Source organism: Spirillospora sp. NPDC047418 (genome assembly GCF_040643275.1).
GTDB lineage: Bacteria > Actinomycetota > Actinomycetes > Streptosporangiales > Streptosporangiaceae > Spirillospora.
Genome location: NZ_JBEYTW010000034.1, coordinates 30,028 through 48,591 on the forward strand (window position 1 = coordinate 30,028; position 18,564 = coordinate 48,591).

19 protein-coding genes are annotated in these 18,564 nt (G+C 76.4%); 7 read left to right on the forward strand and 12 right to left on the reverse strand.

The window, feature by feature from the left end:
• Positions 1 to 4: 4 nt before the first annotated feature.
• The 8 genes from ABZ806_RS21890 to ABZ806_RS21925 all read right to left on the reverse strand — a co-directional run bounded on the left by ABZ806_RS21890 (position 5) and on the right by ABZ806_RS21925 (position 7,554).
• Positions 5 to 1,843 (reverse strand): class I SAM-dependent methyltransferase, encoded by a 1,839-nt coding sequence (locus ABZ806_RS21890; protein WP_500219189.1) that lies wholly within the window; start codon positions 1,841 to 1,843, stop codon positions 5 to 7.
• A gap of 159 nt (positions 1,844 to 2,002) precedes the next feature.
• Positions 2,003 to 2,824, reverse strand: a complete 822-nt coding sequence (locus tag ABZ806_RS21895) for a rod shape-determining protein (RefSeq protein ID WP_500219190.1) — start codon at positions 2,822 to 2,824, stop codon at positions 2,003 to 2,005.
• Complete coding sequence (locus tag ABZ806_RS21900; RefSeq protein WP_500219192.1) at positions 2,821 to 3,138, reverse strand: TraR/DksA family transcriptional regulator; 318 nt, start codon at positions 3,136 to 3,138, stop codon at positions 2,821 to 2,823. Before ABZ806_RS21900 ends, ABZ806_RS21895 begins: the two co-directional genes overlap by 4 nt.
• Before the next feature lie 152 nt (positions 3,139 to 3,290).
• Positions 3,291 to 3,860, reverse strand: a complete 570-nt coding sequence (locus ABZ806_RS21905; RefSeq protein WP_500219193.1) for a TrmH family RNA methyltransferase — start codon at positions 3,858 to 3,860, stop codon at positions 3,291 to 3,293.
• Positions 3,857 to 4,471: a class I SAM-dependent methyltransferase gene (locus tag ABZ806_RS21910; protein WP_500219194.1), complete on the reverse strand. Its 615-nt coding sequence runs from the start codon at positions 4,469 to 4,471 to the stop codon at positions 3,857 to 3,859. The genes ABZ806_RS21905 and ABZ806_RS21910 overlap by 4 nt, the downstream gene beginning before the upstream one ends.
• A 70-nt stretch (positions 4,472 to 4,541) precedes the next feature.
• Positions 4,542 to 5,489 (reverse strand): VWA domain-containing protein, encoded by a 948-nt coding sequence (locus ABZ806_RS21915; protein WP_500219195.1) that lies wholly within the window; start codon positions 5,487 to 5,489, stop codon positions 4,542 to 4,544.
• Positions 5,486 to 6,541, reverse strand: a complete 1,056-nt coding sequence (locus ABZ806_RS21920) for a DUF58 domain-containing protein (RefSeq protein WP_500219197.1) — start codon at positions 6,539 to 6,541, stop codon at positions 5,486 to 5,488. Before ABZ806_RS21920 ends, ABZ806_RS21915 begins: the two co-directional genes overlap by 4 nt.
• Entirely contained in the window at positions 6,538 to 7,554 is a 1,017-nt protein-coding gene (locus tag ABZ806_RS21925) for an AAA family ATPase (protein WP_500219198.1), read from the reverse strand. The genes ABZ806_RS21920 and ABZ806_RS21925 overlap by 4 nt, the downstream gene beginning before the upstream one ends.
• A 231-nt stretch (positions 7,555 to 7,785) precedes the next feature.
• Between ABZ806_RS21925 and ABZ806_RS21930 the strand changes: the two genes are divergently transcribed.
• Positions 7,786 to 8,574, forward strand: coding sequence for a hypothetical protein (locus ABZ806_RS21930; protein ID WP_500219199.1), 789 nt, complete (start codon positions 7,786 to 7,788; stop codon positions 8,572 to 8,574).
• Positions 8,575 to 8,636: 62 nt separating this feature from the next.
• The gene (locus ABZ806_RS21935) at positions 8,637 to 10,286 is read left to right on the forward strand and encodes a DUF885 domain-containing protein (protein WP_500219200.1); all 1,650 of its coding nucleotides are present in this window, start codon (positions 8,637 to 8,639) and stop codon (positions 10,284 to 10,286) included.
• A 45-nt stretch (positions 10,287 to 10,331) separates the two neighbouring features.
• Here the strand turns inward: ABZ806_RS21935 and ABZ806_RS21940 are convergent, their stop codons facing one another.
• The 3 genes from ABZ806_RS21940 to ABZ806_RS21950 all read right to left on the reverse strand — a co-directional run bounded on the left by ABZ806_RS21940 (position 10,332) and on the right by ABZ806_RS21950 (position 13,061).
• Entirely contained in the window at positions 10,332 to 10,712 is a 381-nt protein-coding gene (locus tag ABZ806_RS21940; protein ID WP_500219201.1) for a hypothetical protein, read from the reverse strand.
• 115 nt (positions 10,713 to 10,827) lie between these two features.
• A complete protein-coding gene (locus tag ABZ806_RS21945) occupies positions 10,828 to 11,784 on the reverse strand; it encodes an alpha/beta hydrolase (protein WP_500219202.1) in 957 nt (318 codons plus the stop codon).
• 107 nt (positions 11,785 to 11,891) lie between these two features.
• The gene (locus ABZ806_RS21950; RefSeq protein ID WP_500219203.1) at positions 11,892 to 13,061 is read right to left on the reverse strand and encodes an FAD-dependent monooxygenase; all 1,170 of its coding nucleotides are present in this window, start codon (positions 13,059 to 13,061) and stop codon (positions 11,892 to 11,894) included.
• Between the two features lie 72 nt (positions 13,062 to 13,133).
• Between ABZ806_RS21950 and ABZ806_RS21955 the strand changes: the two genes are divergently transcribed.
• On the forward strand, positions 13,134 to 13,721 hold the full coding sequence (locus tag ABZ806_RS21955) for a TetR/AcrR family transcriptional regulator (RefSeq protein ID WP_500219204.1): 588 nt from the start codon (positions 13,134 to 13,136) through the stop codon (positions 13,719 to 13,721).
• Between the two features lie 181 nt (positions 13,722 to 13,902).
• The gene (locus ABZ806_RS21960) at positions 13,903 to 14,442 is read left to right on the forward strand and encodes an RNA ligase 1 family protein (RefSeq protein WP_500219205.1); all 540 of its coding nucleotides are present in this window, start codon (positions 13,903 to 13,905) and stop codon (positions 14,440 to 14,442) included.
• Between the two features lie 47 nt (positions 14,443 to 14,489).
• On the opposite strand, the gene ABZ806_RS21965 is transcribed toward ABZ806_RS21960, so the two are convergent.
• A complete protein-coding gene (locus ABZ806_RS21965) occupies positions 14,490 to 15,230 on the reverse strand; it encodes a TetR/AcrR family transcriptional regulator (RefSeq protein ID WP_500219206.1) in 741 nt (246 codons plus the stop codon).
• Positions 15,231 to 15,328: 98 nt separating this feature from the next.
• Here ABZ806_RS21965 and ABZ806_RS21970 point away from each other — a divergent pair, with 98 nt between their 5' ends.
• Genes ABZ806_RS21970 through ABZ806_RS21980 form a run of 3 tightly spaced genes read left to right on the forward strand, consistent with a single transcriptional unit; the run spans position 15,329 to position 18,550 of the window.
• The gene (locus ABZ806_RS21970; protein WP_500219208.1) at positions 15,329 to 16,324 is read left to right on the forward strand and encodes an ATP-binding cassette domain-containing protein; all 996 of its coding nucleotides are present in this window, start codon (positions 15,329 to 15,331) and stop codon (positions 16,322 to 16,324) included.
• Complete coding sequence (locus ABZ806_RS21975) at positions 16,321 to 17,169, forward strand: ABC transporter permease (protein WP_500219209.1); 849 nt, start codon at positions 16,321 to 16,323, stop codon at positions 17,167 to 17,169. The genes ABZ806_RS21970 and ABZ806_RS21975 overlap by 4 nt, the downstream gene beginning before the upstream one ends.
• 58 nt (positions 17,170 to 17,227) lie before the next feature.
• Positions 17,228 to 18,550: a hypothetical protein gene (locus tag ABZ806_RS21980; protein ID WP_500219210.1), complete on the forward strand. Its 1,323-nt coding sequence runs from the start codon at positions 17,228 to 17,230 to the stop codon at positions 18,548 to 18,550.
• Positions 18,551 to 18,564 lie beyond the last annotated feature (14 nt).

Genomic DNA, 18,564 nt, shown 5'->3' on the forward strand with positions numbered 1-18,564 from the left:
CGGTTCAGGCCGGCCGGCGCCGGATCTTGAGGGCGTTGTCGGTGCGGGTCATCGTGGTCCCGTCGGGGGCGGTCTGGAGGCGTTCGTTCTCGGCGCTGAGCAGCACCTCCCAGGAGCCGTCCGGGAGGCCGAGGGACGCCAGGACCTCGTCGGCGGTGGGCAGGTGCAGACCGGGGTGGGCGTCCGGGTCCCAGGGCGGCGGGCCGGCGTGCCCGGCGATGAGCAGGACGCCGCCGGGGGCGACGGCCGCGGCGGCGTCCCGCAGGATGGCCTCGCGCGGCATGGCCGGGTCGAGCGAGTGCAGGAACATGGCGGTGACCAGGTCGTAGGCCCCTTCGGGGAAGGACGCGGCGAGGTCGTGCCGCTGCCAGCCGACGCGGTCGGCGACGCCCGCCTCCGCCGCGTGGCGCGCTGCGCGCTCGAGGGCGGTCCGGGAGATGTCGGTGCCGGTGACGCGCCAGCCCCGCCGCGCGAGCCAGATGGCGTCGGCGCCCTCGCCGCAGCCGAGGTCCAGGGCGGTGCCCGGTGCCAGGCCGGTGACCTCCTTGACCAGGACGGCGTTGGGGGCGCCGCTCCAGATGTGGTCGTGCTCGGCGTAGCGGGCTTCCCAGAACTCTTCGTTGCTCATGGTCTCGTCCATGCCCCGATGATGGGCCGGAAGTTGGCGTTCCGGAGAATCGCGTTGCCGTTCCGGCAAAAGCCGCAGTGCCGCTGCGGCGACGATGGCGGGGGCCGCGACGAGGGCGTAGCAGAGCGGCAGCGGCAGCGTGTCCAGGAGGACGCCGGTCGCGGCCGTACCGCCGGCGGCGCCGAGGTTCAGCGCGGTGTTGACCCAGGCCGCGGCGCGGGTGCGGGCGGCGGGCGGGGCGGTCGCGTCGGCGATCAGGTAGGCGGTGGCCAGCGTCGGGCCGATGAACAGCCCGGCCGCGCACGCCGCCGCGCTCAGCGCGAGGACGGACGGTGCGAGGCCCGCCGCGGCCAGGGCCGCCCCGAGCGGGCACAGCAGGGCGGCCAGCCGGGCGCGTCCCGGCGCCGAGCGGCTCAGCGCGCCGTAGGCGAGGCCGCCGAGGGTGCTGCCGACCGCGAGCGCGGCCTCGACCCAGGCGACCGCGGCGGGCTGCTGGTGGTGCCGGGTGAACGCGACGGCCAGCAGTCCGGCCGAGCCGAGCACCACGCCGGTGGCCGCCGCGGCGGCGGACGGGGCGAGCTGGATCGCGCGCACGCGGGGTCCGCGCGTGCGCGCCGGCGGCCGCGGCGCCACCGCGGGGGAGGCGATCAGGCCGGCGGTCCCAGCGGCGACGAGGACGGCGCTGAGCGCGATCCCGAGGGACGGCGAGGCGACCGCGGCCAGCAGCCCCGCCAGGAGCGGGCCGATGACGAAGACCAGCTCCTCGCAGACGGTGTCGAGGCTGTAGGCGCGCCGCAGCAGCGGTCCGTCCGGCACCAGGACGTTCCACAGCGTCCGCATGACCACGCCCAGCGGCGGCATGGCGATGCCGGCCGCCGCGGTGAGCGCGGCCAGCAGCGGGAACGGGGCGCCCGGACGCCAGGTGAGGACGGCCAGCGCGGCGAGGGCGAGGCAGTAGGCGGCGGCCATCGGCGGCAGGGCGCGGCGCGGGCCGTGCCGGTCGATGAACCCGGCGCGCAGCGGCGACAGGACCGAGACGGTGAGGCCGAGCAGCGCCAGGAGCCCGCCGGCGCGGGCGTAGGAGCCGGTGGCGGCGGTGAACGCCAGCGTCAGGGACAGGAAGACCGTCCCGTAGGACAGGCGTCCGAGCAGCGCGAGGGAGAAGGTGCGGAAGGCGTGCGGCGCGCGCAGGACGGCCGCGTACGACGGTGTCACGGGGGTGTTCCTCAGGGAGAGCCCGCGGAGGGGCGGTTTACGGGGACGCCGAAGGCCGCCGCCGCGGTCCGCGGCGGCGGGGCGTTCTACCCGTAGATGAGGAACAGCACGGGACGCATTGTAGCGCACCCGTCGGCCGTGTCGGTTGGTGCGTGCCGGTCAGGCGCGGGTGAGGCGCCAGGCGTCGGGGGAGCGGCAGGCGTGGGCGAGGCCGCGGATGGTGGCGCGGGCCGGGTCGCGCGCGATGCTGATGGTGAGGCTCATCTCGGCGGTGAGGCGGCCCGGCAGGGACGGCAGCCGGGCGCCGCCGCCGGTGAGCAGGAGGCCGCCGTCGCGGGCGGCGCGGCGCAGCGGGGCGGGCAGGTCGGCCAGCAGGTGCTGGACGTCGGCGGCGAGCCGGTCGCGGACGTGCTCGGGCAGCCGGGGCGCGTGGTGGCCGGCCTGCCGGTCGGGGACGTACTGGACGGACCGCGCGGAGTGGACCCGGCCGCGCATGACGACGGCCATCTCGACGATGCCGGCGCCGATGTCGAGGATGAGCCGGGGCCGCGGGTCGCCGATGGCGATGCCGGCGCCGATGGCGGCGGCGAGCGGCGCCTCCATGGTCCGCACCGGGCAGCCGGCGGCCGCGCGGACGGCGCCGGCCGCGCGGCCGAGCTGGATGCCGCTGGCGGCGGCGGGCACGGCGAGCAGGACGTGCCGGAGCCGCAGGCCGGGGTCGGCCTCCAGGAGCGTCAGCCGGGTCAGCCGGGTGCAGGCCCCGGCGTCGGCGACCATGCCGTGCTCGATGGGGCGGGCCGGGACCGCGCGGGCGCGGCGGCGCCCGGCGGCGGGCGGGCCGGTGGTGACCGGGACGGGGCCGCCGACCGTGGACGGGCGGTCGACGATCACGTCCAGTGCGGGCACGCTCGCGCGGATGCGGCTGCTGCCGAGGTCGAGTGCGGCGCGCGGGCCGTCCAGCGGCGCCGTGGCGGTGGTCACCGTCGTCGCTGCTGGCACTTCACGCAGCGGCGGGCGTACGGGATGATCTCCAGGCGGCCTTCGGGGACGGGCTTGCCGCAGTCCTCGCACTTGCCGTAGGTGCCGTCGTCGAGGCGGGCGAAGGCGGCGTCGATCTCCTCCAGGTTGCCCTGCAGGGTGCTGCGGCGGGCCATGACGGCCTCGTCGGGGGCGCTCTCGCCGGCCAGGAGCTCCAGTTCCGCGATGTGGGTCCGGCGCTCTTGTTCGAGCAGCTCGCGGGCCTGCGAGGCCGTCGCGCCGCCGGGCGCACCGTTGACCGTGCTGTTGACCGTCATCGCCATGGGCTCCCTTGCAGATGGATGTCGGGGGTCGCCGGGGAAAGGACACGGCGAACTTCCACCATGCGGCAAGGGGGCGTGGACGGCCATGGGGGGTGGCACCCATTTCGGGTGGGTGCCGGGGTGCAGCCGCCGGGAGGCCGGGGCCGCTAGCCGCTCCATTCGCGGCGGCGGGCCTCGGCGAGGGCGATGGCGGTGGCGACGGCGACGTTGAGGGAGCCGACGCGCCCGATCTGGGGGATGTAGGCGACGGCGTCGGCGGCGGCGAGCAGCGCGGGGGAGCAGCCGTGGTCCTCGCCGCCGACGGCGAGGCAGACGTCGCCGTCCAGGGGCGCGTCGTGGAGGGGGACGGCGTCGGCGGTGAGTTCGACGGCCACCAGGCGCAGGCCCTCCTTGCGGACGGCGGCGGCGGCCTCGGCGGGGGTTCCGGCGTGCTCCCAGGGGACGAGGCGCTCGGTGCCGAGGGCGGTCTTGGCGACGCCGCGGTGGGTGGGGGGCGTGGCGTTGCCGGCGAGCCAGAGGTGCTCGACGCCGAACACGGCGGCGCTGCGGATGATCGAGCCCATGTTGAACGGCTGGGTGACCGATTCGACGAGCAGGCCGAGGCGGGCGTCGGTGCGGCGGCGCCAGTCGCGGTTGAGGCGCTTGACGTCGGTGCCGCGCAGCTGCCGGCGGCCGGGCGCGGGGTCCGGCGTGCTCTTGGGGTCGCGGGTGCTCATCGGGCGGGGCCTTCCGTGCGGGGCGAGACGCGCAGGACGCGGTAGGCGGACCGGGAGGCGATCCGCTCGGTGGGGAAGCCCTGGCCGGTGAGCCACCGCTGGAGGGAGTCGGAGCCGAGGTGCTTCTGGACGACGAGGTGGGCGAGGGCGCCGGGGGAGAGGCGGGGGAGCCAGCCGAGGAGGAGGTCGTGCAGGGCGGCCTTGCCGATGCGGATCGGGGGGTTCGACCAGATCGCGGTGAACCGCAGCGCGGGGTCGATCTCGTCCGCCAGGTTGAACCTTACATTGTCAAGGCCCGCGGCTTTGGCGTTGCCCTCGGCGATCTCCAGCGCACGCCGATTAACGTCAACGCCCCAAACTCTCGCCGAAGGCGAACGCTTTGCGAGGGTGAGGGCGATGGGCCCGTACCCGCAGCCCAGGTCGAGGAGGTCGCCGTCCTGCGGGGGCGGCGGGACCGTCTCCAGCAGGACGCGGGTGCCGGGGTCGACGCGGTCGGGGGAGAACACGCCGCTGTCGGTGTCGAGCCGCAGGTGCAGGTCCGGCAGGACGAGGTCGACGGTGCGGCGCCGGCTCGCGGCCCCGGGCCGCTCGGCGAAGTAGTGATCCCCCACGTCCGCCGACGCTATCAGTGCGCGCGCGGCGCAAAGACCGGCCGGGGCGCGCGCCTGGACGGCCCCCGCGTCAGGGCAGGCGGGAGAACCAGGCGAGGGAGACGCCGCCGGCGGCGAACGCGAACAGCAGCGCGATCCCGATGTAGCGGGCGGCGACGTCGCGGTGCTCGGTCTTGAAGCCGAGGGAGGTGCCGATGTTGTCGTAGACGTCGTCGAGCTGCCCGGCGTCGGCGGCCTCGTAGGCCTTGCCCTCGGTGCTGTCGGCGAGGGTCTTCAGCGTCTCCTTGTTGACCGAGACGCTGGTGGTCTCGCCCTCGATGTCGACGGTGCCGTACGGGGTGCCGAACGCGATGGTGGAGACCGGGATGTGGGCGACGCGGCTGGCGTCGATGGCCTCCTGGACCGAGCGGCCGGTGGTGTTGTCGCCGTCCGACAGCAGCACGATGTGGGCGGGCGGCGGGTCCTGCCGGGCGTCGGCGTCGAAGGACCGGACGGCCTGCAGCGAGGTGAACACGGCCTCGCCGATGGCGGTGCGCTTGGCCAGGACGAGCTGGTCGAGGGAGGCGATGGCGGCCTCCCGGTCGGCGGACGGCGCGGCGACGAGGTTGGCGTTGCCGGCGAACGCGACGACGCCGACGTTGAAGCGTCCGGGCAGGTCGCCGATGAACTTCTTGGCGGCGGCCTTGGCGGCGTCGAACCGGCTGGGCGAGACGTCCCTGGCCATCATGGACAGCGACACGTCCACGGCGACCATGATGGTGGCGCGGTCGCGGGGCACCTTGACGGAGGTCGCGGGCCGCGCGAACCCGACCATCATCAGCGTGATCATGGCGAGGAACAGCACGGCGGCGACGTGCCGGCGCCAGCCGGGCCGCCGGGGCGCGACCTGCGACAGCAGGGCCAGGTTGGTGAAGCGGACGGCGTACCGCTGCCGGCGCAGCTGCATGAGCAGGTACACGGCGGCCAGCAGCGGCAGGAGGCCGAGCAGCCAGAGTCGTTCGGGTGACAGGAAGGTCATGGGCGCACTCCCGCGGTGCTGACGGGCCGGCCTGCGGCGCGGCGCTGGCGGAGGGCGAAGCGTGCGACGTCGGCGATCCAGTCGCGGTCGGTGCGCAGGACCAGGTGGTGGGCGCCGCAGCGGCGCAGGGCGGCCCGGGTGCGCTCGCGCTGGGCGGCGGCCGCGGCGGCGTACCGTTGGCGGACGCGGCGGTTGAGCACGATCTCGTGGACGGTTCCGGTCTCGGGGTCGGCCATCTCGACGAGTCCGACGTCGGGGAGGTCGAGTTCGCGGGGGTCGATGATCTCGATGGCGAGGACCTGGTGGCGGGCGGCGAGGCGGCGCAGCGGGCGTTCCCAGTCGGGCCGGCCGTGCGGGCCCTCGCCGGCGGCCGCGGCGGGGTCGGCGCCGTCGGGGGCGAGGAAGTCGGAGATGACCACGCGGAGGCCGCGGCGGGTCTGGCCGCGGTCCAGGGAGGTGATGGCGGCGGCGAGGTCGCGGGGGGCGGCGGCGGTGCGGGCGGTGTCGGCGCGGTGCGCGCCGTCGTGCACGGACTGGGCGTCCAGGACGGCCTGGAGGAGGGCGTACATGGCGGCCTTGCCGGTGCGGGCGGGCCAGCGGCGCATGCCGTCGGCGTGCAGGAGGTAGGCGCCGGCGCGGTCGCCGAGGCGGACGGTGAGGAACCCGACGGCGGCGAGGGCGGCGACGGCGAGGTCCCGTTTGATCATGGTCTGGGTGCCGAAGTCCATGCTGGGGGTGAGGTCGACCAGGGCCCAGGCCTCGAGTTCGTGGTCGGCGATGAGGTCGCGGACGTGGGGGGTGGTGGTGCGGGCGGTGACGGCCCAGTCCATGTGCCGGACGTCGTCCTCGCCGGGCTGGTAGAGGCGGGCTTCGGCGAGTTCGGTGCCGGGGCCGGGGATGAGGCCGAGGTGCTCGCCGTTGAGCAGGCCGTCGAGGCGGCGGGTGACCTGGAGTTCCAGCCGCCGCAGGGTGCGCTCGGGGGCGAGGTGGGCGAGCTTGCCGCTGTGCCGGCGCCGGCCCGGGGTGCGTCCGGTGCCCGTGCGCCCGGTCATGCGGTCGTCACCGCCGCCGCTCCGTGGTTCCAGACCACGCGGGGCGGGGGGACGGCGGCGAGGATCTGGCCGATGACGTCGCCGGGGTCGATGCCGTCGGCGAGGGAGTCGAAGGTGAGGACGAGGCGGTGGGACATGACGTCGCGGGCGACGGCGCGGACGTCGTCGGGCAGGACGTAGTCGCGTCCCGACAGCAGGGCGAGGGCGCGGGCGGCGGAGGCCAGGCCGAGGGTGGCGCGGGGGCTGGCGCCGATCTCGATGACGCCGCGCAGGTCGGGGAGGCGGTACTGGTCGGGTTCGCGGGTGGCCATGACGAGCCGGACGATGTAGTCGGCGATGAGTTCGTGGACGGAGACCTCTTGGGCGGCGCGCTGGAGGCCGGCGAGGCGGCCGGTGTCGAGGATGCGGGCGGCCTCGGGCGGGTCGACGCTCATCCGCTGGAGGATCTGGAGTTCCTCGTGGGCGGCGGGGTGGTGGACGTCGATCTTCATGAGGAAGCGGTCGCGCTGGGCTTCGGGGAGGGGGTAGACGCCTTCGGACTCGATGGGGTTCTGGGTGGCGAGGACGATGAAGGGCCGGGGCAGGGGGTAGGTGTTGCCGCCGAGGGAGACCTGGCGTTCGGCCATGACCTCCAGGAGGGCGGACTGGACTTTGGCGGGGGCGCGGTTGATCTCGTCGGCGAGGACGAAGTTGACGAAGACGGGGCCGAGTTCGACGTCGAACTGCTCGGTGGAGGGGTGGTAGATGCGGGTGCCGACGATGTCGGAGGGGACGAGGTCGGGGGTGAACTGGAGGCGGGCGAAGGTGCCGCCGACGACTTCGGCGAGGGTGGAGACGGCGAGGGTCTTGGCGACGCCGGGGACGCCTTCGATGAGGCAGTGGCCGCGGGCGAGGAGCGCGACGATCATGCGTTCGACCATGTGGTCCTGGCCGACGATGACCTTCTTGACCTCGGCGAGGGTGTTCTGCAGGAGTGCCGCGGCCTCGTCGGCGTCGGTGGCGGCGATGGTCATGGTGGGCGTCCCCTCGCTGTGCCTGGTGTCCTTGCGGTCCCTGGTTTCCCCGGTGTCCCGGCCGCCCGGGGGCCTGCCGGCGGTGTGCCGGCGGTGTGCCGGGCGGGGTGCGCTACGACCCTACGCGATCACTTGTACCCGTTCGTTCGGGATACGTGCGCGCGGGTGGTGATCGGTTCGGCGGGGTGATCGGGCCGGTCGGGGCGGGGCGGGGTTGTTAGTGTTGCGGCCATGTCGAGGCCGTTGCCGCCGGGTGACCCCCTTCAGCTGGGGCCGTTCCGTTTGTCGGCGCGTTTGTCGGAGTCCGCCGCCGGGATCGTGTTCCTGGGGGTGGACGGTGAGGGGCGGCGCGCGAGTGTGGCGGTGCTGAACCGGGGTGCGGCGGGGGACGCGGCGGCGCGGGGCCGGTTCCGTGCGGCGATCAACGCGGCGGTGCCGGCGGCGGGGGCGGTGCCGGGGCGGGGGGCGGTGGGGGCGCCGGCGGGTGCGGCGCCGGTGGTGGCGGCGCAGCCGGATGGTCCGGCGCCGTGGGTGGCGACGTTGTACGAGGCGGACCGGGTGGGGGCGGAGCGGTTCCTGGAGCCGGTGGTGTTCCAGGGGTCGGGGCGTCCCTGGTGGGGCGGGCGGCGGCGGGGGCCGCAGTTCCAGCCGTACTGGCTGGGGTCGGGGGAGCCGGCGCTGGAGGGTCCGGCGCGTCCGGAGGCGCCGGTGCCGGGTGCGGAGCCGGTGGGGGAGCGTCCGCCGGAGCGGAATCTGGTGGCGGCGACGGTGGGTCTGGTGGCGGTGCTGCTGGTGCTCGCGCTGCTGATGGCGGTGCTGTTCGCGTGCCAGCCGGTGGTGAAGGAGCCGCCGCCTCCGCCGCCGGAGCCGGCGCCGTCGTTCCCGCAGCCGTCGCGGCCGTCGGTGCCGTCGTCGCCGTCTCCTTCCCCGTCGCTGGCGCCGACGTCTCCCGGTCCGTCGTCTCCGGGGCCGTCGCCGTCCCCGTCGGGGACCGGTGGCGATGACGGTGCGCCGCTGTGAGGGCGGGTGTTTTGGCACATTCCCATGATCACTTTTGCGGGTGCGGGTCGTAGCCTGGGGCGATGACCGCACTGGATGACCTTGCCGGCCGGTACGCGGACGAGTTCGCGGCGCTGGATCCGTGCCGGGCGGCGCTGATGGGGATCGCGGGGCAGGACGCGCGGTTGACCGACTACGGCCCGGAGGGGGCGGCGGCGCGGGCGGAGCTGGCGCGGCGGACGCTGGCGGAGCTGGGCCGGGTGCCGGTGGCGGGCGGGGACGCGGAGCGGGTCGCGGCGGCGGTGCTGCGCGAGCGGCTCGAGGTGGAGGTGGCGCTGGACGAGGCGGGGGTGCGGGAGGGGTTCCTGGACACCCTCGACGGGCCGGTGCAGCGGCTGCGGATGGCGGTCGAGCTGCTGGATCGGGGGCCCGAGACCGACTGGGCGGCGGTGCTGGGGCGGGCGGGGGCGCTGCCGGGTGCGCTGGCGGGGCTGCGGGTGTCGCTGGAGCGGGCGTGCGGGCGGGGGCGGGTCGCGGCGCGGCGGCAGGTCGTCCGCAACGCGCGGGAGTGCGCGGAGTTCCCGGTGTTCCTGGCGGGGTTGGCGGCCCGGTACGGGGAGGGGCCGCTGGGTGCGGCGCTGGCGGGGGCGGTGCGGGCGGCGTCGGCGGCGCTGGCGGAGTTCGCGGCGTTCCTGACCGGGACGCTGGCGGCGCGGGCGCCGGAGCGGGACGCACTGGGCGCCGACCGGTACCGGCTGGGGGTGCGCGATTTCCTGGGGACGGAGCTGGATCTGGCGGAGACGTACGCGTGGGGGTGGGAGGAGCTGGCGCGGATCGAGGCGGAGCTGGCGGTGGCGGCGGCGGAGATCGCGCCGGGTGAGCCGCTGCCGGCGGTGCTGGCGGCGCTGGACGCCGATCCGGCGTACCGGGTGGTGGGCGCGGACGCGTTCCGGGGGTGGATCCAGGAGCTGGCGGACCGGGCGATCGCGGATCTGGACGGGGCGCATTTCCACCCTCCGGAGGCGTTGCGGCGGATCGAGTGCCGGATTCCGCCGGTGGAGTCGGGGATCTACTATGTGGCGCCGGCGGAGGACCTGTCGCGTCCGGGGACGGTGTGGTGGACGGTGGAGGACCCGTCGGCGGAGATCGTGACGTGGACGGTGCCGACGACGATGTTCCACGAGGGGGTGCCGGGCCATCATCTGCAGTTGGGGGTGACGGCGCTGAATCCGCGGTTGAACCGGTTCCAGCGGTTGTCGAGCGAGCTGCATCCGGGGCACTGCGAGGGGTGGGGCCTGTACGCGGAGCGGTTGATGGAGGAGTTGGGGCACTACCGGGATCCGGCGTACCGGCTGGGGATGCTGGCGGGCGGGCAGCGGTTCCGGGCGGCGCGGGTGGTCTTGGACATCGGGTTGCATCTGGAGCTGCCGATCCCGGCGGGGTCGGGGTTTCACGAGGGGGAGCGGTGGACGCCGGAGCTGGGGCTGGAGTTCCTGCGGTCGCACCAGGGGTCTGACACCGATGCGGCGGTGGCGTTTGAGATCGACCGGTATCTGGGGCGTCCGGGGCAGGCGATCGCCTACAAGCTGGGGGAGCGGGTGTGGCTGGAGGCGCGGGAGGCGGCGCGGCGGCGTGCCGGGGCGGCGTTCGATCTGAAGGAGTTCCACCGGCGGGCGCTGGATCTGGGTCCGATGGGTTTGGATCTGCTGCGCGCCGAGCTGGCGCGCGCCTGAGCGGGCCCCGGCTGCCGGGTCGGTTCAGGGTCAGTTCGGGTGGGTTCAGACGGGTTCGGCGGGGTTGAGTCCGCGGGCGGGTGCGTGGAGGGCGGCGGCACCGGTTTCGCGGAGCCAGCGGCGGGTGCCGCGGCAGTGTTCGCCCTTGCTCGCCGTCCTGCCGCCGGCGGGTGCGGCGACGGGGGTCTCGCCGAGTTCGCCCGGACCGGTGCCACCGGTCTCACCGGTCTCACCGGTCTCACCGGTGTCGTCGGGGTCGTCGGCGGGAGCGTCGTCGGCGATGCGGGCGATGTGGCAGGCCTTCTCGTCGCCGTGGTCCAGGACGTGCTTGACGTAGTGGGGTGGCCACCGCAGCAGGATGCGGCGGCCGCAGGAGGGGCACGCCCACTCCTCCAGCCCGGACTCCGCGGTCCGGACCCTCCCCATTTCGTGTGTCGTGTGCAAGGCGGTGGCCCCCTCGGTCGCCGGCGGGTTCCGGCAAATCTGCCTTTGACCTGTGATTTCCGGTGCCAAGGGCGTTAAACGGTCCGGGCAAGCGGCTTTAAGGTCGGGGCCGAGCGGGGCCGGGGCCGTGCGGGGTGCCGGTGAGGGCGCGGTGGACGGCGGCGCCGATCTCGGCGACGGCGTCGGCGGGGCGGCGGGCGAAGGCGCCCCAGCCGAGGAAGCCGTGGTCCAGGCCGGTCCCGGTGAGGTGGGTGACGGGGACGCCGGCGGCGCGGAGCCGGGCGGCGTGGTGTTCGGCCTGGGGCCGCAGCCGGTCGTGCTCGGCGGTCGCGATGACCGCGGGCGGCAGCCCGGCGGGGTCGGGGTCCAGCAGCGGGGAGACGTCGGGGCGGGTGCGGTCGGTGCCGCGCAGGTAGGCGCGCAGGGCGCGGTCGACGCCTGAGCGGGGGAGCGGCAGGCCGTCGGGGTCGGGTGGCGGCGGCGGGACCTCGCGCAGGTCCAGGGCCGGGTACAGCAGCACCTGCAGGACGGGCCGGTCGGGGCCGGCGGCGCGCAGGATCCCGGCGGCCGCGGCGGCGATCTGCCCGCCGGCGCTGTCGCCGGCCACGCCGACCCGGGCGGGGTCGGCGCCCAGGCGGGCGGCGTTGGCGACGGTCCAGCGGACGGCGGCGACGGCGTCGTCCAGCGCGGCGGGGAAGGGGTCCTCGGGCGGGCGCCGGTACCCGACCGACAGCCACGCGACGCCGCTGGCGGCGGCGAGGGCCCGCACGACGGGGTCGTAGGAGTCGACGTTGCCGAGCACCCATCCGCCGCCGTGGAAGTAGACCAGGACCGGTGCGGGGCCGTCCCACGCGGGCCGGTACAGCCGGGCGGGCAGCGGTCCGGCCGGACCGTCCACATGCAGGTCGCGGACGGTGTCGATGGGCGGGCGCGGGGACCGGGCGAGGTCGGCGGCGTGCTCGCGGCGCGCGTCCTGGACCGTCCCGCCGCCGCTGTCGGGCCGGGCGAGGCGGCGGCGCAGGAACGCCAGGTACTCCGGATCGCGTCCCGTCACACCGGCGAGCCTACGGCGCGCCGGGCCGGCCGGGGGCGTGCGGGCCCGGCGGCGTCCCCGGTCTGGTGCGGCCGGTGTCGCGGCCGGGGTGCCCGTGGTCGCGGTGGTCAGGTGGGCGGGTGCCAGCGGAACAGCATGTCGGCCTGGCGGAGGACGGCGGTGGGGCCGAGGAGCCCGGCGAGCCGTAGCGCGGTGTCGCGGGCGGCGACGGGGACGCGGCCCGACAGGGCGGTCAGCCGCGCGACCTGGTGGGAGCGGCGCATCACCGCGGTGGTGCGGGGCAGCCGCGCGGCGGTGTAGGCGGCCAGGCCGCCGTCCCGGCCGGTGCCGGTGCCGGTGTGGGCGGCGGAGGCGGTGTGGGCGAGGACGACGGCGTCCTCGATGGCCTGGCAGGCGCCCTGGCCGAGGTTGGGGGTCATGGGGTGGGCGGCGTCGCCGAGCAGCGCGATCCTGCCCCGGTGGAGGGCGGGCAGGGGCCGGGGGAGGTCGTAGACGTCGTTGCGGAGGAGCGCGGCGGGGGACACGGCGTCCAGCAGGGCGGGGACGGGGTGGTGCCAGCCGCCGAACAGGTGCCGCAGTTCGGCGCGCTCATCGGCGGCGCGGGCGCCTTCGGGGGCGCGGGCGGTGGCGTAGAAGTAGGTGCGGCCGCCGGCGAGGGGGACCGTGCCGAAGATCTGGCCGCGTCCCCATGCCTCGCCGGGCGCGGCGTCGGGGAAGGGGGCGGTGACGAGGCCGCGCCAGGCGGTCGTGCCGGTGTAGCGGACGGGCGGGTGGCCGGGGAACAGCGCGGTGCGGACGGCGGAGCGGATGCCGTCGGCGGCGACGACCAGGTCGGCGCGGTGGGCGGTCCGGCGGCCGCGGGCGTCGGTGGTGGTGAGGGTGCCGTCGGGGTGCGCGTCGGTGGCGGTGGAGCCGAGGTGGACGGTGCCGCCGGGGAGCCGGGAGGCGAGGACCTCGACGAGGTCGGCGCGGTGGACGGCGACGGTGGGGTCGCCGTAGCGGGCCTGCGCGGCCTCGGCGGAGGTGCGGCTGAGCCAGGTGCCGTCGGGGCGGCGGATGCCGCCGGTTCCGGTCATGGCGGCGAGGGCGCGGACGGCGTCGCCGGCGCCGAGGGTGTCCAGGGCGCGCAGGGCGTTGGGGCCGAGGGCCAGGCCGGAGCCGGCGGGTTCCCGGGATGGGGCGCGTTCGTGCAGGTCCACGGTCCAGCCGCGGCCGTGCAGGGCCGCGGCGGCGGTGAGGCCGCCGATGCCCGCGCCGATGACGATCGCGTGCGGCATGCTGCCACCCTTCGTTGACTACGGACGTAGTGTCGATACTACGCCTGTAGTGCGGCGGGGTAGGATCCGGGGGTGAGCTCACCGCGCGCCCGGCTCGTCGCCGACACCGCCCTCGCCCTGCTGGCCGACCGCGGCATGCGGGGCCTGACCCACCGCGCCGTCGACGCGGCCGCCGGCCTGCCGCCCGGGTCGGCGTCCAACCTCGCCCGCACCCGCGCGGCGCTGCTGGAGCTGGCCCTGGCGCGCCTCACCGAGTTGGAGGAGGGCCGCTTCACCGGCACCGGCGCCGGCGCCCCGCCCGGCCTGTCCCGCGACGCGCTGGCCGGGCGGCTGGCCGGCGTGCTGCACCTGCAGCTGACCGCCGGCCGCGCCCACACCCTGGCCCGCTACGAGCTGGCGCTGGAGGCGACCCGGCGGCCGGAGCTGCGCGCGGTGTACGACGCCGCCGGGCGCCGGTTCCGGGACGCGGCCCGCGCGCTGCTGGCCGCCGCCGGTTCCGCCGATCCCGCCGCGCACGCGCAGGGCCTGGTCGCGCTCGCCGAGGGCCTGATGTTCGACGCGGTCGCCGGCGCCGGCGCGGACCCGTCCCCCGAGCGGCTGCGGGCCACCGTCGCGGCGTACCTGGCGGGCGTCCTGCCGCGCGAGGAGCCGGGCGGGTAGCGGGCGCCGCCCCGGTCGCGGGGAAAACCCGTTGCGGTGCACCGCGGGGCCGGGGGACCCTGATCACGGCGGGCGCAGCCGCCCCCGGCGCCGGCCCGGGATCGCACCCGCCGGCGCCACCGGTCCCGTCCCCGCGTCACCCTGGGGACGGGACCCCGCCGCTCGCACCCGGGAGGACGCCATGCGCAAGATCCCCACCGTGTTCGTCCGCGACTGGGACGGCGACCCCCGCTACGTGACCCGCGAACCCGACCCGGGCTGCGCGTGGGTGTTCGCCGGCGAGGGCCGCGCCACCCGCAAGTACGACGGCACCTGCGTCCGCTTCGACGGGGAGCGGTGGCTCGCCCGCCGCGAGGTCCGGGCCGGCCGCGACGCCCCGCCCGGGTTCACCGCCCTGTCCACCGACCCGGCCACCGGCAGGACGATCGGGTGGGAGCCGGCCGAGCAGTCGGCGTTCTGGCGGCACCTGCGGCCCGCCATCGGCGCGGACGCGCACGCGCCCGGCACCTACGAGCTCATCGGCCCGAAGATCAACGGGAATCCGGAGGGCGCCGACCGGCACCTGCTGGTTCCGCACGGCGCCGACGACCTCGGCGCGGTCCCCCTCGACCACGACGGCCTGGCCGCCTGGCTGCGCGCCCGCGCCTACGAGGGCATCGTCTGGCACGGCCCCGACGGCCGCATGGCCAAGCTCAAGCGCCGCGACTTCCCACCCGCCTGACCGACGGGACGGCCCCGACCCGGCCTGCGAGCGCTGTGCGCGGCCGGTCAGGTGCCCGGGGGGGCGGCGGAGGCGGGCAGTGCGCGGCCGATGCAGTCCAGGACGCGGTCCAGCCCGTAGCGGAACTGCTCCTCCTGGGTCATGTGCGGGAGGCGGGCGTCCATGACGATCCGCTCGAACATCGGGTAGCGGCCCGTGCCGAGCAGTTCGTGGACGTAGGCGGCGTTCTGCAGCATCCAGCGTTCGGGCGTCATCCCGCTCTGCCGCGTCTCCCGCGACCACTCGATCTCGCCGCGCACCACGCGCTCGACGTAGCCGTTCAGCATGTCCAGCAGGACGAAGACCTCGTCGATCGGGATCCCGACGTCCAGGGCGCCGAACCCGAACTCCAGCAGCCGCAGCCGGTTGGGGCCGAACGTGGCGCGGGGGCGCTGCAGGCCCGCCAGCCACGGGTGCGCCCGCCACACCCGCCGGGTGTTCTCGGCGACCACCGTCAGGTCGGCGCGCCAGTCGCCGCTCGGCCGGTCGGGGATGGCGGCCTCCAGCAGGACGTGGTCGATCATCAGCTCGATCAGGTCGTCGCGGGAGGGGACGTAGCGGTACAGCGACATCGCGCCGGTGCCGAGGTCGGCGGCGATGCGGCGCATCGAGGCGGCGTCGAGTCCCTCGGCGTCGGCGATGCGGACCGCGGCCTCGGTGATCTGGGCGCGGCTGTAGGCGGGCCGCGGCCCGCGGCCCTGCCGCTCGGGCACCGACCAGATGCTCGCCCGCTCCCCGCCCTGTGCCACCGGACCTCCTGTTCGCCGACCTTTCCAGCATCCTAGTTGCGTACGACGTACCCAGTTGTCTACCGTGGGATGCGTACACCGTACCCAGAGGAGGCGTCGTGACCGACGAACCGATCGTGGTGGCCGAGGCGCTGCGCAAGCGCTACGGCACCACCCAGGCCCTGGACGGCCTCGACCTCGCCGTCCCCGCCGGGACCGTCTGCGGAGTCCTCGGCCCCAACGGCGCCGGCAAGACCACCGCCGTGCGGATCCTGGCGACGCTCGCCGACGCCGACTCCGGGCACGCCCGCATCGCCGGGCACGACATCGCCCGGCAGCCCGACCTGGTCCGCGCCCGCATCGGCCTGGCCGGCCAGCACGCCGCCGTCGACGAGAAGCTCACCGGGCGCGGCAACCTGCGCATGTTCGGCCGCCTCTACCACCTGCCCCGCCGCGAGGCCCGCCGCCGCGCCGACGAGCTGCTGGAGCGGTTCGGGCTGGCCGACGCCGCCGACCGGCAGGTCGCCGGCTACTCCGGCGGGATGCGCCGCCGCCTCGACCTGATCACCAGCCTGATCCTGCGCCCCCAGGTGCTGTTCCTGGACGAGCCCACCACCGGCCTGGACCCCCGCAGCCGCGGCGAGATCTGGGACGCCGTCCGCGGCCTGGTCGCCGAGGGCACCACCGTCCTGCTCACCACCCAGTACCTGGACGAGGCCGACCACCTCGCCGACGACATCGCGGTCATCGACCACGGCCGCGTCATCGCCACCGGCACCCCCGACCGGCTCAAGGCCTCGATCGGCGACCGCCTCGACGTCGTCCTGGACGACCCCGCCGACGCCGGAGCCGCCGCCGGCGTCCTGCACGGCCTGACCGGCGCCCACCCCGCCCTGGACGGCCACCGGCTCTCGGTCGCGCTGCCCGCCGGGTCCGTCCGGCTCGCCGACGTCGTCCGCGAACTCGACCGCGCCGGCGTCGCCGCCGCCGACGCCGGCCTGCGCCGCCCCACCCTCGACGAGGTGTTCCTGCGCCTCACCGGCACCGGCACCGCCGCCGCCCACGACACCGACACCGATGCCGGCGCCGCCCGGGAGAAGGAGACCGTCCGATGACCGCCCTCACCGCGCCCGCCGCGCCGCCCGCACCCGCCACCCGCGCCGGGCGGCTGCGCTGGACGCTCGCCGACGGCCTGGTCCTCATCGGCCGCGAACTGTCGCGGATCCGGCAGGAACCCGGCGAACTCGTCGCCGCGCTCATCTTCCCCGCCGTCATGGTCGTGCTGTTCGGCTACGTGTTCGGCAGCGCCATCTCCGTCCCCGGCGGCGGCAACTACCGCGAATACCTCATGCCCGGCCTGTTCGCCATGGTCACCTTCACCGCCACCATGGCCGTCACCATGCGGGTCGCCACCGACGCCTCCCGCGGAGTCATGGACCGGTTCCGCTCCATGCCGATGGCCCGCTCCGCAGTCCCCTTCGGGCACACCGGCGCCGAGATCCTCAACGGCGTCCTCGGCATGGTCATCATGGCCGCCGCCGGGCTGATCGTCGGCTGGCGCGCCCACAACGGCCTCTGGCCCACCGTCGAGGCGTTCGCGCTGCTGGCCCTCATGCGGTACGCGCTGAGCTGGGCCGGCTGCTACCTCGGCCTCGTGGTCAAGAACGAGCAGACCGCCGACCAGCTCCTCCCGCTGGTGTTCCCGGTCACGATGCTGTCCAACTCCTTCGTCCCCACCGACGGCATGCCCAAGGTCCTGCAGGTGATCGCCGACTGGAACCCCGTCAGCGCCCTCACCGCCGCCTGCCGCGACCTGTTCGGCAACCCCGGCGCCGCCGCCGGCGCGGACCCGGCCTGGCCCGTCGCCCACCCCGTCGCCGCCACCCTCGGCTGGTCCCTGCTGCTGCTCGCGGTGTTCGTCCCGCTGTCGGTGCGCACCTACCGGCGCCGCGGCCGGTGACCCCGCCACCCCCACCACCCGCCGGCGGCAGTTATGGTGATTTGGGGGGCGGATCGCGATGAGGGGCGTGGCCGTGGACGACAAGGACCAGCACGACAGCGACCGGAACGAGCCCGGCTCGGACGCCGCCGGACGGCGCGACCCCGGGCTCGCCGAGCGGGCCCGGCGGGCCGACCGGGACGCCGCCGAGCGGCTGGAGGAGATCTGGGACGGGCTGGCCCCGGCCGCCGCGTCCGCCGCGCGGCTGGCCGCGCACGCCGGGGAACCGGTCCGCGACGCCGCCCGGGACGCCGCCGCGCTCGCCGCCGACCGCATCCTGGAGCAGGTCGCGGGCACCCCCGCCATGAAGGCCATCGAGCGGGCCGCCCGGGACGCCGCCGTCCGCACCGCGCGCGCCGCCGCCGAACGGGCCGTGACCGAGGCCCGCGCCGCCGCGGCCGCCAACCCCGCGACCGCGGGCGCGTTCGAGGCCGCCACCGCCGCCATGACCCTCGCCGAGCAGCTGGCCGGGCAGGCCGCCCGGCACCCCATGGCCGCCGCCGCGCGCCGCCTGGCCGCCGACAGCCCCCTCGCCCGCGCCGCCACCGCCACCGCGCTCGACGTCGCCGGGCGCACCGCGGCCGCGCCGGTCGTGCAGGCCGCCACCCGGATGGTGGTGGACGCCGCGATCGACACCGTCGCCGACGCCGCCGTCGACGCCGCCATGACCGCCGGGCGCGACGTCGTCGCCCGCGTCGTCCGCGAGACCGCCGAGCAGGCCGCCCGCGACACCGCCGCCCTGCTGCGCGACACCGCCCGCGGCACCGCCCGCGACAGCGGGCTGGCCGCCGAGCTGGCGCCGCTGGCCGGGCTCGCCTCCCGCGCCGCCGGATCGGAGGCCGCCCGCACCGCCGGGGACCTGGTCGCCGCCGCGGCGGGCAGCGCGTTCGCCCGCACCGCCCGCGACCTGGCCGTGCGCGCCGCGTCCCGCACCCTCACCGCCGCGATGGAGGCCGTCCTGCGCGAACTGCTGCGCGACGCCCTCAAACTCGCCATGAAGGAGCGGCTGCGCGGCATGATCCTGGAGGTGTCCCGCGACGTCGTCGTGGACGTCGCCAAGACCACCTGGACCACCGCGACCCGCCCCGCCCCCGTCAAGACGACGGTCAAGGCGACGGTCGTCGAGACCGGCGCGCCGGACGGGGACCCGTGGGCGCGCGCCGCCGCCGAAACAGCCGCCGCCGGGGTCGAGGCCACGGTGGAGGTCACCGTCGAGACGCCCGCACCCGACCAGGAGCCCGACGGCGCAACCGGAAGCGGGCCCGGTGCGGGGCGGGGCGGCGGCGACGCGTGGGCGCGGGCCACGCGCCGCAGCGCCGCGCAGACCCCGCCCGGGCCGTGAACCGGCCCTCAGAA

Bases quoted from the DNA above. Each gene is read 5' to 3' on its own strand.
- ABZ806_RS21900 (WP_500219192.1), bottom strand. From the start codon at position 3,138: ATGACGGTCAACAGCACGGTCAACGGTGCGCCCGGCGGCGCGACGGCC.
- ABZ806_RS21905 (WP_500219193.1), bottom strand. From the start codon at position 3,860: ATGAGCACCCGCGACCCCAAGAGCACGCCGGACCCCGCGCCCGGCCGC.
- ABZ806_RS21915 (WP_500219195.1), bottom strand. From the start codon at position 5,489: ATGACCTTCCTGTCACCCGAACGACTCTGGCTGCTCGGCCTCCTGCCG.
- ABZ806_RS21920 (WP_500219197.1), bottom strand. From the start codon at position 6,541: ATGACCGGGCGCACGGGCACCGGACGCACCCCGGGCCGGCGCCGGCAC.
- ABZ806_RS21925 (WP_500219198.1), bottom strand. From the start codon at position 7,554: ATGACCATCGCCGCCACCGACGCCGACGAGGCCGCGGCACTCCTGCAG.
- ABZ806_RS21930 (WP_500219199.1), top strand. From the start codon at position 7,786: ATGTCGAGGCCGTTGCCGCCGGGTGACCCCCTTCAGCTGGGGCCGTTC.
- ABZ806_RS21935 (WP_500219200.1), top strand. From the start codon at position 8,637: ATGACCGCACTGGATGACCTTGCCGGCCGGTACGCGGACGAGTTCGCG.
- ABZ806_RS21940 (WP_500219201.1), bottom strand. From the start codon at position 10,712: ATGGGGAGGGTCCGGACCGCGGAGTCCGGGCTGGAGGAGTGGGCGTGC.
- ABZ806_RS21950 (WP_500219203.1), bottom strand. From the start codon at position 13,061: ATGCCGCACGCGATCGTCATCGGCGCGGGCATCGGCGGCCTCACCGCC.
- ABZ806_RS21960 (WP_500219205.1), top strand. From the start codon at position 13,903: ATGCGCAAGATCCCCACCGTGTTCGTCCGCGACTGGGACGGCGACCCC.
- ABZ806_RS21975 (WP_500219209.1), top strand. From the start codon at position 16,321: ATGACCGCCCTCACCGCGCCCGCCGCGCCGCCCGCACCCGCCACCCGC.
- ABZ806_RS21980 (WP_500219210.1), top strand. From the start codon at position 17,228: ATGAGGGGCGTGGCCGTGGACGACAAGGACCAGCACGACAGCGACCGG.